We start from the raw sequence: 15,114 nt of genomic DNA, 5'->3' as shown, positions 1-15,114 counted from the left end.
CCTTATTCAAAATTCTCATTATATAATCTTACATAATCTTCTTTAAAATCTAAATCTACATTTTTTACAGGAGGTATTAAAGCTTTCACAAAAATTTCGTTTTTCTTCAAAATATATTTTGCGCCAAAATCGTCTTTCAAATGGCATAAAGAGTATAAAAAATAGTTATCGAAAAGTGCTGGAACACCAAATTTTCTATTTTGATATGATGATGCAACGATTTGGTTTTTTTGAGGTGAAAAACTTGAAACTATTTTATTTAAATAATCACTAGTAATAAAGGGTTGATCTGCCAATATAAAAAGTACCGCATCAATTTTTAACTTTTGGTTTAGAATATGTTTTGAAGCACAAGCAATGGATGTCCCTAAACCTTGTTCCCAATTTTCATTATTCAAAATAGTAATAGGAAAATGATTTATTGTTTTTTCAATTAATTGAAAATTAGCACCTAAAACAACATAAAATTCATGAGTGTTTAACTTCAATGCTGTTTGTATGGTATGGGTGATTAAAGTTTCATTGCCCCATTTAAGCAACTGTTTTGGCTTTCCCATGCGCTTTGAAGATCCCGCAGCTAAAACAACAACAGCAATTTTATTTGACATGAATACGCCCTGTTTTACTACTCAACGAAACAGAGTTTTGTTTCCTTGAGAATGCTAAAATTTCGGCCATTATAGAAATAGCAATTTCTTGAGGTGTTTCTGAACCAATATTTAAACCAGCTGGACCATGAATACCATCTAAAAATTCTAAGTTAATATCTGGACAATATTCCATAAACTGGGATAATAAATCTTCTCTTCGTTTTGTAGGACCCAAAAGTCCAATATAAGTTGGATTTGTATCTTTCAGCGCCACTAAATAGCGCAAATCGTTTGCGAAATTATGCGTCATTAAAACTATCGCTGTTTGGTTATCAATTAATGAAGTATCCTTAGCTTCAGCAGTTGTTGACGTAAACGCATTAGCTCCTGGAAAATTTTTAATAGATTTTGATTCGGATACTCCAGCCACAATAGTCACTTCCCAACCAGTAAACGATGCATATTTACATAATTGTACCGCATCATGTTCTGCACCGATAATTATCAACTTAAAACATGGTGACATGTCCTGTTTAAATACAGAAAGATTTGAAGGTTTTTTTTGCGCGTCCGTATTTGAAAGCGAAAAAAGGTTATTATCAATACTCACAAAAGTTCCTAATCCGGTAAGTTCTCCTTCTTCCTTTCTAAAATGGGAATGAATTTCAAAAGAACTTCTATTTCTCAAACATTCAAAAAAAGAATCTATAAACGAATTTGAAAGCTCCAAAACTTCCAAAAGAATATATAATATGCCTTCACAACCTAAACGGTATCTCCCATCATAAGTTATTATTTTAGAGACACCAGTATTAAAAACAGTTTCAGACTGTAATAAAATTTCCTTTTCAACACATCCGCCACTAACAGCACCTATCATTATTTTATTTTCCAAAATGAGCATTCTCACCCCTGGTCTGCGATATGATGAGCCATCTAATGCTACGACTGAAGCCAAAACTGTTTTTAAACCTTTTTGTTCAGCTAAAACAGCTTCTTCAATTATTTTTTTAAATTCGTGTGTCATTCATAAAAAATTCTAAACCATTTTATTAATAATGTTCTGAACCAAAGTATATATAAAAAAGTAAACGATTACGCCGTTTAACCTATAATGGGTTGACTTAAAGCAAAAGGTTGATGATAATAACGTTGTCCTTTTAACTGATATAATGCATTTGCTAAGGCTCCAACAGCTGGAGGAAGTCCTGGTTCTCCTAATCCCGTTGGTGCAATTTCATTTTCAACAAAGAAAACCTCTATATTTTCAGGTGCTTGTGAATGACGAATCATTTGGTATGTATCAAAATTCCTTTCATTAGACCCTCCATTGTCAAACGTTAATTGGCTATACATGGCATGTCCAATTCCATCTATAACACCTCCTTCAATCTGATGTTTAGCACCATCAGGATTTACTACAATTCCACAATCAACCGCACACCATACATTTTTAATTTTTGGCTGTCCGTTTTCCAAAATCATATCAACAACTTCTGCAACGTAACTAGAATGACAAAAATATGCTGCCACTCCACGATAAACACCCGATTTTGTTTCACCCCAATTAGATTTTTCTTTAACTAATTTCAATACGCCTGCGTAGCGATCAGCTTCATATTCGTGCTTTTCACCTACTGGATTTTTAATGGCACGTTCAAACAATTCTAGTCGAAAATCTATCGGATCTTTCCCTGCTAATTCCGCAACCTCATCAAGAAATGCTTGTTCCGCCCCTGCTGTAAAGTGAGACATTGGTGCTCTCCAAGCTCCTGTAGTAATATTTGTTTCACCTGATATTTGTTCAGCAGCATAATTCTCTACTGTACCCGCTGGAAAACGATTTGGAAATACAGGCCCTTCTGGTAATCCAGCACCTTTAACAGTAAAAGCTATAAGATTATTATTTTCATCTAAACCAGCCTTATATCTTGACCTATATGCTGGTCGATAAGTTCCTTGGGTCATATCATCCTCTCTCGAATAAATAAGTTTAACTGGAGCTCCAATTTTCTTTGAAATGGCAGCGGCTTCAACTCCAAAATGCACATAGAGTCTACGTCCAAACCCTCCGCCCATACGAGTCATATTTACAGTCACATTCTCTAAATCAAGATTTAGCAATTTAGAAACAGATTTTTCAAGAGCTTCTGGAGTTTGTGTAGGCCCAATGAGTTCTGCAGAGGAATCGGTAACATTAGCAAAGAAATTCATAGGCTCCATAGTATTATGAGCCATAAAAGGAGCACTATAGGTGCGTTCGATAACTTTCGCCGCTTTTTTAAATGCCGCTTCAGGGTTACCATCTCTTCTACTTTGTCCAACTTTCCCAGACAGTAGTGCTTCTTCCAAACTCGCTAAATGAGATTCTGTACTTTCTAATGGTCTTATAGTTTCCCAATTCGCTTTAATTGCTTTTTTAGCCTTCATTAATTGCCATGTTGTATCACCAACAATTGCTATGAGTTGAAGAAACCCTTTTTCATCAGCCCAAGATGGATCTTTAATCGTAGTGTCAATAATGAAAGCATCATTTACTCCCGGCATACTTTTAATCTCTTCTGCATTAAAATCTTTTACTTTCATTCCAAAAGCAGGCGGATGTTGAATCATAGCAAGTTTCATCCCTTCTCTTTTGAAATCTAATCCAAATAAAGATTTTCCAGTAACAATTTTTTTACCATCAACATTTTTGATGCTTGTGCCTATTAATTTAAAATCTGAAATTTCTTTTAGTTCAACTTCTTCAGGGATTTCAATACCAGCAGCTTTTGAAGCTATTTCTCCATAAGTAATGGATCGCTCTCCATTTTTCTCCTTAATTACGCCTTGGGAAACTGATAAATCTGAAACCGCCAACTGCCATTCTTTTGCAGCAGCCTCTAATAACATTCTTCTTCCAGTAGCCCCTGCCATTCTTAGCGCATTCCAACTTAACTTAATAGATAGACTCCCACCTGCAAATTGATTTTGATAAAAGCCTGTATTTAAAGGTGCTTGCTCAACAACAACATGCTTCCAATCTACATCCAATTCATCAGCAACAATCATTGGCATAGAGGTTTTTATATTCTGACCAATTTCTGGATTTGGAGAATAAATAGTAACCATACCCGTATCGCCAATTTTTATGTAACCATTAAAATCAAACCATTCATTAGGAACAGCTAATTGTTCAATTTTTTTATCTGAAGTACAGCCTGTTAACCAACTAAACCCGATAAGCATACCTCCACCAGCTGCAGCAGATACCTTCAAAAATGACCGACGATTATATTGTGTTTTTATTTTTGTCATGATTTCTGGATTTATAGCTGAGCTGCTGTTTTGATTGCCTTTTTAATTCTAGTGTATGTTCCACATCTGCAAATATTACCTTGCATCGCTGCATCTATTTCCTTGTCTGAGGGATTAGAATTGTTTTCTAATAATGCGGCTGCGGTCATTATTTGTCCAGCTTGACAATAACCACATTGCGGTACATCATGCTCCAACCATGCTTTTTGAACTGCGTGATCGCCATCTTTGGAAAGACCTTCGATAGTTGTAATATTCATTCCTTCAGCCTGCGATACCTGAAGTAAACAACTACGCATTGCTTTACCGTTTACATGCACTGTACAGGCACCGCATTGCCCAATCCCACAACCATATTTAGTTCCGACTAAATTTACATGATCTCTTAAAATCCATAATAATGGCGTGTCCATATCTGCCTCAACAGTATGTTTTTCGTTGTTAATTTTTAATTTGAAAGTTGGCATAATGTTAGAAGTGAATTATTTATGTTGTTATTAAAAATACAAAAAATAAAAGCTACTTTTAAAGAATATTATTGTTTTTAATTTAAAATTAGAAAGTAGAATTAAAATTTTTGAAAATAATTTGATGATAAATTCAAAACGAATTGGTTTATTTCTAGGCCCTTTATTATATATTTTAATTCGACTTTTCTTTAGTCCAGAAGGTTTATCAGATGAAGCGAATGGTGTTTTAGCATCTACTGCTTGGATTGCCATTTGGTGGATTACTGAAGCTATTCCAATTGCTGCTACTGCTTTGCTTCCCATTGTATTATTTCCGCTTACAGGAAGTTTAGATATTGGGGCAACAACCGCATCCTTTGGGCATAAGTTTGTGTTTTTATATTTAGGCGGATTTATTATTGCCATAGCGATTGAAAAGTGGAATTTACACAAACGTATTGCTCTCAACATTATTAACATTATTGGATCTGACGTTAAGAAAATCATATTAGGTTTTATGGTGGCCACAGCGTTTCTATCGATGTGGATTTCTAATACAGCCACTTCTGTGATGATGCTTCCTATTGGCATCGCCATCATTAAACAATTAAAAGACAACCCAAAAACAGATAAAGATGAAAATTTAATTTTCGGAAAAGCTCTAATGCTTGCCATAGCATATAGTGCATCCATTGGTGGTATTGCCACTTTAATTGGAACACCTCCAAATTTGGTATTGGCAGGTGTGGTATCAGAAACTTATGGTTATGAAATTACGTTTTCACAATGGTTCATTTTTGGATTTCCTATTTCGGTTATTCTACTAATTATATGTTGGAAATATTTAACAGCATTCGCGTTTTCATTTAAACAAAAAGAATTTCCAGGAGGAAAGCAAGAAATAAAACGCTTATTGAAATCTCTAGGAAAAATGGCTTATGAAGAAAAAGCGGTAGCTTTTGTTTTTGCCGCTACTGCATTTTGTTGGATTACGCGTTCTTTTCTGCTTAAAAAAATATTGCCGCACATTGATGATACGATTATTGCTATTGTATTTGCTTTAGTGCTGTTTTTAATTCCTTCCAAAACCAAGCATAAAAAATTAATATCATGGAAAGACACTAAGAATTTACCTTGGGGAATCATATTATTATTTGGTGGCGGTATGGCTTTAGCAAAAGGTTTTGAAACTAGTGGACTAGCGTTATGGATAGGAAACCAAATGACGACTCTAATTGGGGTAAGCACTATTATATTAATTTTATTTTTAATAGCAGCAGTCAATTTTCTAACTGAAATTACGTCGAACCTTGCTACTACAGCAATGCTTCTACCTGTATTGGCACCAATGGCCTTAGTGATAGATATTCACCCATTTGTTTTGATGGTTGGAGCCGCAGTAGCTGCTTCATGTGCTTTTATGCTTCCTGTTGCTACACCTCCAAATGCAGTGGTTTTTGGATCTGGTTATTTACGGATTCCTGATATGGTAAGTAAAGGCATTGTAATGAATATCATTTCAATTATTATCCTGACACTATTTGTATATTTTGTGCTTCCCGAATTATGGGATATTGTTATAGAAGGATTTCCTGATGGTCTCAAAAATTAGCATTTATAAACTCCAAAGCGCGTTTTTCATTATAATACACATTTTTTTTGTCAACAAATCCAGCATGACCACCATAATTTGGCATTTCTAGATACAAATTTGGGTTACGTTTTGCTTCTTTTACTGGATAACATTCAGATGATAAAAACGAATCATTTAATGCATTAATTATCAATGTTGGTGTTTTTATATTATGGAGAAATTGGAGGCTGCTAGATTTTTTATAATAATCTAATGCATCCCTAAAACCATGGGCTTTGGAGGTATAAATAGTATCGAATTCTATTAATGTTTTTATAGTATTTATCAATTCTATACTCAATTCTTCAGGAAATAGTTTTTGTTTTTCTTTTAGATGTTTTACTAAATCTCTCAAAAACCTATCATGAAACAATTTATTCTTTAACTTATGCAGTTCCTTACAGGAACCATATAAATCACAAGGTATGGAAACTGCAATACTAGCCTTTACTTGATCGGGAATAGCATGGTGTTCTCCTAAATATTTTAAAATAATATTACCTCCCAAACTAAAACCTTTTAAATAAATTTCAGAATAGTTTTTTGACAAAATAGCATGTTGAATAACAGCATGTAAATCTTCCGTTTCACCAGAATGGTAGCTATAATATTTTAAATTATTCTCGCCACGGCAACCTCTAAAATTAATACAAACCGCATCTAAACCATTATTATTGAAATGATTTGCAGTCCCTGTCATGTAAGGTCGTTGGCCGTTTCCTTCTAGTCCATGTAATAATATAATAAGTTTATTTGATTTTGAGTTAGAAAAACTCCAATCCAAATCTAGAAAATCACCATCTTTTAAAGTGATACGTTCACGTTCTTGCTTTAAAGACACACGTCTTACTAAGCCAGAATAAACTGTTGAAATAAATCCGTTTTTAAAGTAAAATGATGGTTTGTAAGTTGACTCTATTATTGGCATGTTTTTCAGTTTTCAGTCGCAGTACTCAGTCTTCAGTCGTAGTCGTGGTTTTCAGTTGTTTACGTTTATATTAATATTCTTTACTCCTTTTTCACTTGCGTCTTAGCGCCTTTGCGAGATAAAATAAGTTGACAGTCTCAGTCTCAGTTTTCGTTTGTTTTCGTTTAAGATTATAGTTCTCTATTTACTATTTAGCATGCGACTTTGCGCAAAAAAAAAATCGTAATTTTAATTAAATTCTAGTGGCACAAATTTAAAATCAGTTCCATTAAACAAGCCTTTATCGCTCAACTTAAGCGATGGTATAACCAATAGTGCCATAAAAGATAACGTCATGTAAGGCGCATTCAAATTACTACCTAAACGCTTAGCCATTTTATCTAAATCAGCATATTGTTTTCCTATGGTTTCACCATCTTTATCGCTCATAATTCCTGCAACTGGAAGTGATACTATTTTTTCTTCGTCCAGATAGTTATCAGGATTGGAAACTGCACAAATTCCTCCTGTATTTTCAACAATTAAATTCACTGCTTTACAAATAGCTTCATCAGAAACACCTACAGCAATAATGTTATGAGAATCATGACCAACCGAACTTGCAATGGCGCCTTCTTTTAAACCAAAATTTTTAATGAACGCTATAGCTGGTTTTTGATCCCGATAGCTATCGGGATGGTAACGATTCACGACTACTATTTTTAATATATCCTTTTCTGTATTTGAAACTAAATTTCCGTTTTCAATTAAAGCATCTTCTACTATTTCATTAGTTACTAATTGCCCTTCCAAAGCTTCAATAACTCTAATTTGTTTTGCAGAAGATTCTATTCTAAAATCTGAAACTTCTTTTTTGCTACAGTTGAAATTATTTAAATTTTCAAAAGCTATTTGCTTTATAAAAGATTGTCCTTGATTGAACACTAAATCTCCATTAATATACGTTTGAAGTGTTTTAAAACTCGTTAAATTTTCAACAACAATAAAATCAGCGTCATCACCAACTTTTAATAAACCAACATCCAAATTATAGTGCTTAACAGGATTAATACAAGCTGCTTTCAGTACTTTAAAAACATCAATTCCTTTAGTCACAGCTCTAGCACAAAGCTGATTTATGTGTCCGACTATTAAATCATCCGGATGTTTATCATCACTACAAAACATCATGTTTTCAAAATGTTCTGGTAGCAAGTCAATTAGAGCTTCAAAGTTCTTTGCAGCACTTCCTTCACGAATTAAAATCTTCATCCCTTTTTGGAGTTTCTCCAAAGCTTCATCATAAGTAAAACATTCATGATCTGTTGAGATTCCTGCGCTTATATATTTTAGAACATCTTTTCCTCTTAGTCCTGGTGCATGACCGTCTACAGGTTTGTTATAATGTTTTGCCCATGCTATTTTTTTCATGACTTCTTCATCATCAAAAAGAACGCCTGGATAATTCATCATTTCTGCTAAATACTTAATATCTGGGTTTTCAAGTAATGTTTTAATACCATCTGAATCTATCTCTGCTCCGGCTGATTCAAAATTGGTTGCTGGCACACAAGATGGCGCACCGAAATTAAATTTAAAAGGTACTTGTTTTCCGTTTTTAATCATAAATTCCACACCTTCTACCCCGAGAACATTTGCTATTTCGTGCGGGTCTGAAACGGTAGAAACTGTGCCATGTTTTACTGCCAATTTAGCAAACTCACTGGGTACCAACATAGAGCTTTCAATATGAATATGGGCATCCACAAAACCAGGCATGATATATTTATTCACATCATGGTCTTTTTCTTCAACACTTACAATTTTGCCATTTTCAACGGATATTTCGCCTTTAAAAATTCGTCTGTTTGGTATGTCTACTATTTGTCCTTGTAATTTCAAATTTTAAGTATATAAGATGCTTCAACTGCGCTCAGCATGACAGCCTATTGCAATTCTATTTTTAAAATACGTTTTGTGTTTTCGGTTACTCTAAATCGGTTATCGGCTCTTCTATTAATAACCCAAACAATATCGTCTCCAGAGCACAACAACCATGTATTCTCTTTATCTAAAAGTGATAATTTTTCGTCTTTAAAGTATTTACTAACTTTCTTTTTACCTGTCATTCCTAAGGGATGAAAAACATCGCCTGCTTTATATTTTCTTATGGTTAACGGAAAATTCAAGGCATCCTTATCAGCAAATATAATATTGGTACGCTCACCAAAAATAGCCTCTGCTTCATCGAAGAATAAAATTCCAAATGGTGTTTCAACCTGACTTACGTTGTCTGAAATAGAAATAGATATGCTTTCTTCTAAATTAATTTCACTTAAAAGTAAATACTCTCTGTTCTTTATTAAACGATGAGTTGGCGAAAACACTTGCTTTCCCGTTTCAGCATCCAATAAACCTACAACGTCGTTCCATTCGTTAAACCCAAATTCTTTTAATGATTCAAACAAATATGGTTTTGGATTATTTAATTTTTTAAACTCAGAAATTTTAAATCTAACTTCCTTATCACCAATACTTTCAATAGCCTTTTTCAGAAAAACATCAATGCTTTCTTCTACTATCTCAGAAGACTCATTTAAATTATTTAAAGTAGTCTGAAAGCTTTGTAATAAACCAGGATTAATCTCCTTTAAAATTGGGACAACTTCATGTCGTAGTTTATTCCTTAAATATTTAACTGATTTATTGCTACTATCATCTCGCCATTTAATATTATTCGTTCTAGCGTAGGTTTCAATAACCTTACTTGAGAAAGATAACAATGGTCTAACAAACTTATCATTAACCTCTGGAATCCCTGTTAAGCCTTCCAACCCTGTACCTCTAGTGAAATTGATTAAAAAAGTCTCTAAGTTATCATCAGCATGATGTGCGGTTAGAATAAAATCGAATTTTAATTGTTCAGCGAGTTCTGAAAACCAACTATAACGTAATTCACGTGCCGCCATTTGAATGGAGCGCTTATTATCTTTTGCATACAACTCCGTATCAAAACGTTGCACAAATACTTCTAATTCTAAATTTTCTGCTAGTTCCAGAACAAAACCCTCATCAGCATCACTCTCCTTTCCTCTTAAATTAAAATTGCAATGTGCTAATGAAATATTGAGCCCTAATTTGTGGCATAAATGCGTTAAAACAACACTGTCTATTCCTCCAGAAATGGCAATAAGGAGTTTACTTTGATTTAAAAAACCAAGCCTCTTTTCAATATGTGTTTTAAGATGATTAAGCATGACTTCAAAGATACAACTTTGCTAATGATATAATCATTTTTCACAAATTTTCAAATGACATATATCATGTGATTGAACTAAAATTTTTGTAACTTTAAAAAACTAATTTAATACCATAAGCTATGTGCTCGACAGATAAATTAAACGATAAAACCACCCAAACTGAATTCAACAAAAAAGTAGTTTCAGCAACGCAACATCTGCAAGCATACGTTAAACATCGTTTGTATATTGCGGAATCTACACGGATTATACCAAAAAATATGTATAAATCTAATGATATTATTGATGAAGGCATTGCAAAGTTTTACGAAGCTGGCTATAACATTGATGATGATGCAGCAACCATAAAAATTAAGCTTTTCAAAATAGTTGATTCTGATTTGGATGACTTGTTTAAAAAAGAAAAATTTCATCAAAATACGATGAGTACCAATTCAATTTTAGAAGACGAACTTGATGGGCTAGATGAAACATTTACTGTTGATGGCGGTTTTGATTTTATAATGAAAGATGATTTAAACGATATTTCTTACAAACAAAATAATGACGCAAAACATGTCTTTCTCTATGATGATAATAACTCTATTATTAAAAATGCTTTAGAAATCTCTGATATATCCTTAAAACGCAATAAACATTTATTAGGAAAACTTTATACTTGGTTACCTCTAAGAGTCTCTGATATTGTAGATTTATTTGTATTTGGCAAATTAACTTTTGAAGAAATAGCAATAGTTAAAGCTATTGAAACCAAACGTGTAGAGCGTGTTTTGAAATTGGCTATTGAGGATTTTAAAGACCATTTGGATTAGAGACTGTTTTAAAAAATGTCTCTTAGTTTTCCAAAACCTCTCGCATGGCTTTGGCTTTAACTAAACATTCCTCGTATTCTTTTAAAGGAACACTTTTAGAAGTAATGGCGCCACCTACAGAGTAAGACACATACTTTTTTGTAGTATTATATAAAATACTACGTATCACCACATTAAAATCAAAATCGCCCTTGGGAGAAAAATAACCTATGGCTCCAGAATACACGCCACGTTTAGTTTCCTCTAAATGTTCAATAATTTTCATTGCTGAAATTTTAGGTGCTCCAGTCATACTACCCATAGGAAATGTACTTTTAATAATATCGACAGGATGAGTTTCTTTGGCTACTTTTGAAGTCACTGTTGAAATCATTTGATGCACTTGATCAAACGTATAAATCTTGCATAACTCTTCAACTTTCACACTACCTTTTAAAGCTGTTTTAGATAAATCGTTACGCACCAAATCAACAATCATTATGTTTTCACTACGTTCTTTTTCATCCTTCAATAAATCGGTTTTTAACTGATTATCTTCTACTACAATTTCTGAGCGTTTTGCAGTACCTTTTATGGGTTGAGAGATAATCATATCATCTTCCTTTTTTATATAGCGTTCTGGAGATGCACACAACGCATATTTATCTTGTAATTTAACAAAAGAGGCAAATGGTGGTTTAGATATGGTGTTCAATTTTTTGTAAGTTTCAAGAGGGTTTATACTCGTATTTTCGGCAAAAAACTCTTGACAAAAATTAGCTTCATAAATATCGCCACGATGAATATGTTCGAGCATTGTATTAACTTTCTCAAAGTATTCGTCTTTATGAATTCGGAGTTTGATCTTAATTTCATTTGACAGATTGCCACGTCCTTCGTCCTCGCAATGACGAATACCTTTTAAATCTGCTTCTAATTCATCATCAACATAATTTAAGTACTGCACCTCTACTTGATTGCCTTTTAATAGAAATAACTTTTTAGGTTGAAAAAAATATAAATCAGGAAAACCTAAAGCATCATGATTTTCAGATTTTAAGTCTTCAACATCATTTTTTAAATCGTAAGTGAGATAGCCAAAAATCCAATCATTTGTAGAGGTATAATACTCTTTAAGTTTTGCAAAACCTTGAAAGTAATCGGTTTGAATACCTGTAAATGCATCAACCGCTAAAATGGCATCATAGCTAGAGTAATTCTGTTCATAATTATTTGAGTCTAACCAAACCACATCATCAAATTGTTGTGCCCAGATTAGTAACTGATTCTTAAAGTTTTCGATGTCCTCGAAAGTATGAATGTGTTTTGTCCTCAATTAAAAATATTATAAAGCAAAGTTACTTAGAATACTTTAGAGCCTGTTTAAGAATTTATCAATTATTTTTTTATGTCTATTTTACGCATTATTTCAATAAAATTTTGAACCATAGCTAAGGCTGTCTTTAAAAATTTCAACTCATACTGTATCAAAAATTGTTTATTAGTACATGACAAAAATTGATAGAATTTTGTATGTCAGTCTGAGCGCAGTCGAAGACATTGAGAGTATCGTTTTTAATAGCATTTCGACTGCGCTCAATGTGACACCTTTTAATTTTTATCATGTACTCAAAAATTTTTTATAAAAATTCTAATCACAAATTCTTAAATAGACTCGTAAAAATTAAGACTTTTGCATATTAGTTTAAACACCAAAGCGCATGTATACGTTAATAAACGACAAACTTGAAATAAGTGTAAAAAAAACAGGAGCCGAACTCTGTAAAATTACTTCCATAAAAAATAAAACAGATTTTATGTGGCATGCAGATCCTGATGTTTGGGGAGGTTATGCACCAAATTTATTTCCTGTTATTGGAGCGCTTAAAGCCAATACCTATTATTTTGAAGATAAAAAATATGAGCTTCCAAAACATGGCTTTGTTAGGCATAATGAAGATGTAATGCTACATGAACAAACCGAAAACAGCTTAACTTTTAAATTAATTTCCAACGCCCTTTTGTTAAAAAAATATCCTTTTAAATTTGAATTCTATATAACCTATACCTTAACAAACAATAGTATTACCGTTAACCATACCATTAAAAACATAGACACTAAAACCATGTATTTCTCCGTTGGTGGGCATCCTGCTTTTAAATGTCCTGTATATGAAAACGAAAATTATGAGGATTATTTTTTAGAGTTTGAATCTGTAGAAAATTCTAAACGACATATGATAAATATGGAAAACGGGCTCATTAGCACAGAAACAGAACCCGTTTTTAATAACTCAAACAAGATTCACTTAACACATGATTTATTTCATGAAGATGCCCTTGTTTTTAAAGATTTGAAATCTAGAACCGTGACTTTAAAAAGCAGTAAAAACGGCCCTATTCTTTCTGTAAATTATACCGGTTTCCCATACTTGGGCATTTGGGCAAAACCTAATGGTAATTATGTTTGTATTGAACCTTGGTTGGGTATTGCAGATAGCGTAACTACCAACCAAAACCTCAAAGAGAAAGAAGGGATTTTAAGTTTAGCCGCTAATAAAACATTTAAGGCCGCTTATAATATTGAAATACACAACAGCCATTTAGTTTAAAGCCAAGAATAAGTTTAACTTTGCCAACAAAATAGCAACATTTTGACGTTTCAAGATTTAAACATAAACAATCAACTTTTTAATGCCTTAGACGATTTAGGCTTCACAACACCTACACCAATACAGGAGCAAGCCTTTAATGTGGTGTCTTCAGGAAAAGATGTGGTAGGTATTGCGCAAACCGGTACAGGAAAAACCTTTGCCTATATGTTGCCTATTCTTAAAGATTTGAAGTTTTCAGAGCAAGAAAATCCTCGTGTTTTGGTTTTAGTGCCTACGCGCGAATTGGTTGTTCAAGTGGTTGATGAAATTGAAAAGCTTTCAAAATACATTAATAATCGTGTTTTAGGAGTATATGGTGGCACAAATATTAACACACAAAAGCAGGCTATTGCTGCAGGTATTGATATTTTAGTAGCAACACCTGGGCGTTTATATGATTTGGCTTTAAGTCGTGTTTTACAACTTAAATCGATTCAGAAATTAGTGATTGATGAAGTAGATGTGATGCTAGATTTAGGTTTCAGACACCAACTGATAAACATTTTTGACATTTTACCAAAACGTCGACAAAACATTATGTTTTCGGCAACCATGACGCAAGATGTTAATTTGCTGCTTAACGATTTCTTTAAAAGTCCAGAGCGTGTTTCTATTGCCGTTTCTGGAACACCTCTTGAAAACATATCACAGCATCGTTATAATGTGCCTAACTTTTACACCAAAGTTAATTTGTTAACGCATCTTTTAAAAAACACCGAAACCTATAACAAGGTGCTGGTTTTTGTAGCTTATAAAAGAATGGCAGATCGTTTGTTCGATAATTTAGATGAACGCTTTCATGATGAATTATGTGTGATTCACTCCAACAAAACACAAAATTACAGACTGCGTAGTATCGAGCAATTCAGAAATGGTGATAACCGTATTTTAGTGGCTACCGATGTTATGGCGCGCGGACTGGATATTGATAATGTGTCTCATGTCATCAATTTTGACACACCCGATTTTCCAGAAAACTACATGCACCGTATTGGTAGAACAGGACGTGCAGAACGCGAAGGTCAAGCTTTAGTTTTTTCTACGGAAAAGGAACAAGAATCTATTGAAAACATTGAGTTGTTAATGAAAATGACCATTCCGGTTATAGACATTCCAGACACCGTTGAAATTTCTACCGACCTTATCGAAGAGGAACGTCCGCAAATAAAAGAACATAACAACCCTTTTAAACGTAAAGACGAAGATGCTCCAGGACCAGCCTTTCATGATAAATCTGAAAAGAACTCTAAAGAAAATCTAGGAGGCTCTTATAAATTCAAAATTGCTGCGAAGTACAAAAAGCCTAAAACCAAAGGCGACAAGAATTATCACAGGCGGAATAAGAATTTTAAAAAGTAGTTTTTATTGGGTGTTACCCTTCCCGATAGCTATCGGGAAGGGTCGGGCTTTACGTTCCAAGTCCTCGCTCCCCAATAAAAATTGGGTCGCTGTGGGCTTTCCTATTCAATCCCTAGCGCACTCATCCGCCAACAAAAAACATAACACAAAGCTTCACTGAGTTTCCGCAGAGTT

12 protein-coding genes are annotated in these 15,114 nt (G+C 33.5%); 4 read left to right on the top strand and 8 right to left on the bottom strand.

Going from position 1 to position 15,114, the window contains the following annotated elements; all coding sequences use genetic code 11:
• Positions 1-2: 2 nt before the first annotated feature.
• The 4 genes from AAC024_RS02885 to AAC024_RS02870 form a co-directional block, all read right to left on the bottom strand.
• The gene (locus tag AAC024_RS02885) at positions 3-608 is read right to left on the bottom strand and encodes a nucleotidyltransferase family protein (RefSeq protein WP_339893677.1); all 606 of its coding nucleotides are present in this window, start codon (positions 606-608) and stop codon (positions 3-5) included.
• Positions 598-1,617, bottom strand: a complete 1,020-nt coding sequence (locus AAC024_RS02880; RefSeq protein WP_339893676.1) for an XdhC family protein — start codon at positions 1,615-1,617, stop codon at positions 598-600. The genes AAC024_RS02885 and AAC024_RS02880 overlap by 11 nt, the downstream gene beginning before the upstream one ends.
• 77 nt (positions 1,618-1,694) lie before the next feature.
• On the bottom strand, positions 1,695-3,887 hold the full coding sequence (locus AAC024_RS02875; protein ID WP_339893675.1) for a molybdopterin cofactor-binding domain-containing protein: 2,193 nt from the start codon (positions 3,885-3,887) through the stop codon (positions 1,695-1,697).
• Positions 3,888-3,898: 11 nt separating this feature from the next.
• Entirely contained in the window at positions 3,899-4,354 is a 456-nt protein-coding gene (locus tag AAC024_RS02870; protein ID WP_339893674.1) for a (2Fe-2S)-binding protein, read from the bottom strand.
• 124 nt (positions 4,355-4,478) lie between these two features.
• On the opposite strand from AAC024_RS02870, the gene AAC024_RS02865 reads away from it, so the two are divergent.
• Positions 4,479-5,948, top strand: a complete 1,470-nt coding sequence (locus AAC024_RS02865) for an SLC13 family permease (protein ID WP_339893673.1) — start codon at positions 4,479-4,481, stop codon at positions 5,946-5,948.
• On the opposite strand, the gene AAC024_RS02860 is transcribed toward AAC024_RS02865, so the two are convergent.
• The 3 genes from AAC024_RS02860 to tilS all read right to left on the bottom strand — a co-directional run bounded on the left by AAC024_RS02860 (position 5,938) and on the right by tilS (position 10,133).
• Complete coding sequence (locus AAC024_RS02860) at positions 5,938-6,897, bottom strand: alpha/beta fold hydrolase (RefSeq protein WP_339893672.1); 960 nt, start codon at positions 6,895-6,897, stop codon at positions 5,938-5,940. The two genes, AAC024_RS02865 and AAC024_RS02860, sit on opposite strands and share 11 nt — an antisense overlap.
• 228 nt (positions 6,898-7,125) lie before the next feature.
• Positions 7,126-8,778 (bottom strand): adenine deaminase, encoded by a 1,653-nt coding sequence (gene ade / locus AAC024_RS02855; protein WP_339893671.1) that lies wholly within the window; start codon positions 8,776-8,778, stop codon positions 7,126-7,128.
• A 44-nt stretch (positions 8,779-8,822) separates the two neighbouring features.
• The gene (gene tilS / locus AAC024_RS02850) at positions 8,823-10,133 is read right to left on the bottom strand and encodes a tRNA lysidine(34) synthetase TilS (RefSeq protein ID WP_339893670.1); all 1,311 of its coding nucleotides are present in this window, start codon (positions 10,131-10,133) and stop codon (positions 8,823-8,825) included.
• A gap of 122 nt (positions 10,134-10,255) precedes the next feature.
• Here tilS and AAC024_RS02845 point away from each other — a divergent pair, with 122 nt between their 5' ends.
• Positions 10,256-10,948 carry a hypothetical protein gene (locus AAC024_RS02845; protein WP_339893669.1) on the top strand — a complete coding sequence of 231 codons (693 nt, stop codon included), beginning with the start codon at positions 10,256-10,258 and terminating at the stop codon, positions 10,946-10,948.
• Between the two features lie 22 nt (positions 10,949-10,970).
• Here the strand turns inward: AAC024_RS02845 and AAC024_RS02840 are convergent, their stop codons facing one another.
• Positions 10,971-12,263 (bottom strand): anthranilate synthase component I family protein, encoded by a 1,293-nt coding sequence (locus tag AAC024_RS02840; protein ID WP_339893668.1) that lies wholly within the window; start codon positions 12,261-12,263, stop codon positions 10,971-10,973.
• 385 nt (positions 12,264-12,648) lie between these two features.
• On the opposite strand from AAC024_RS02840, the gene AAC024_RS02835 reads away from it, so the two are divergent.
• Together AAC024_RS02835 and AAC024_RS02830 are read left to right on the top strand one after the other, a co-directional pair.
• Complete coding sequence (locus AAC024_RS02835) at positions 12,649-13,539, top strand: aldose 1-epimerase family protein (RefSeq protein WP_339893667.1); 891 nt, start codon at positions 12,649-12,651, stop codon at positions 13,537-13,539.
• A gap of 42 nt (positions 13,540-13,581) precedes the next feature.
• Positions 13,582-14,940 (top strand): DEAD/DEAH box helicase, encoded by a 1,359-nt coding sequence (locus AAC024_RS02830; protein ID WP_339893666.1) that lies wholly within the window; start codon positions 13,582-13,584, stop codon positions 14,938-14,940.
• The last annotated feature ends 174 nt before the right edge of the window (positions 14,941-15,114 follow it).

It is taken from the genome of uncultured Algibacter sp. (genome assembly GCF_963976535.1).
In the GTDB taxonomy this organism is placed as follows: Bacteria; Bacteroidota; Bacteroidia; order Flavobacteriales; family Flavobacteriaceae; genus Algibacter_B.
This window is presented reverse-complemented; position numbering and strand designations above follow the sequence as displayed.

Coding starts and splice junctions, on each gene's coding strand:
- AAC024_RS02885 (WP_339893677.1), bottom strand. CDS start 608: ATGTCAAATAAAATTGCTGTTGTTGTTTTAGCTGCGGGATCTTCAAAG.
- AAC024_RS02880 (WP_339893676.1), bottom strand. CDS start 1,617: ATGACACACGAATTTAAAAAAATAATTGAAGAAGCTGTTTTAGCTGAA.
- AAC024_RS02875 (WP_339893675.1), bottom strand. CDS start 3,887: ATGACAAAAATAAAAACACAATATAATCGTCGGTCATTTTTGAAGGTA.
- AAC024_RS02870 (WP_339893674.1), bottom strand. CDS start 4,354: ATGCCAACTTTCAAATTAAAAATTAACAACGAAAAACATACTGTTGAG.
- AAC024_RS02865 (WP_339893673.1), top strand. CDS start 4,479: ATGATAAATTCAAAACGAATTGGTTTATTTCTAGGCCCTTTATTATAT.
- AAC024_RS02860 (WP_339893672.1), bottom strand. CDS start 6,897: ATGCCAATAATAGAGTCAACTTACAAACCATCATTTTACTTTAAAAAC.
- tilS (WP_339893670.1), bottom strand. CDS start 10,133: ATGCTTAATCATCTTAAAACACATATTGAAAAGAGGCTTGGTTTTTTA.
- AAC024_RS02845 (WP_339893669.1), top strand. CDS start 10,256: ATGTGCTCGACAGATAAATTAAACGATAAAACCACCCAAACTGAATTC.
- AAC024_RS02835 (WP_339893667.1), top strand. CDS start 12,649: ATGTATACGTTAATAAACGACAAACTTGAAATAAGTGTAAAAAAAACA.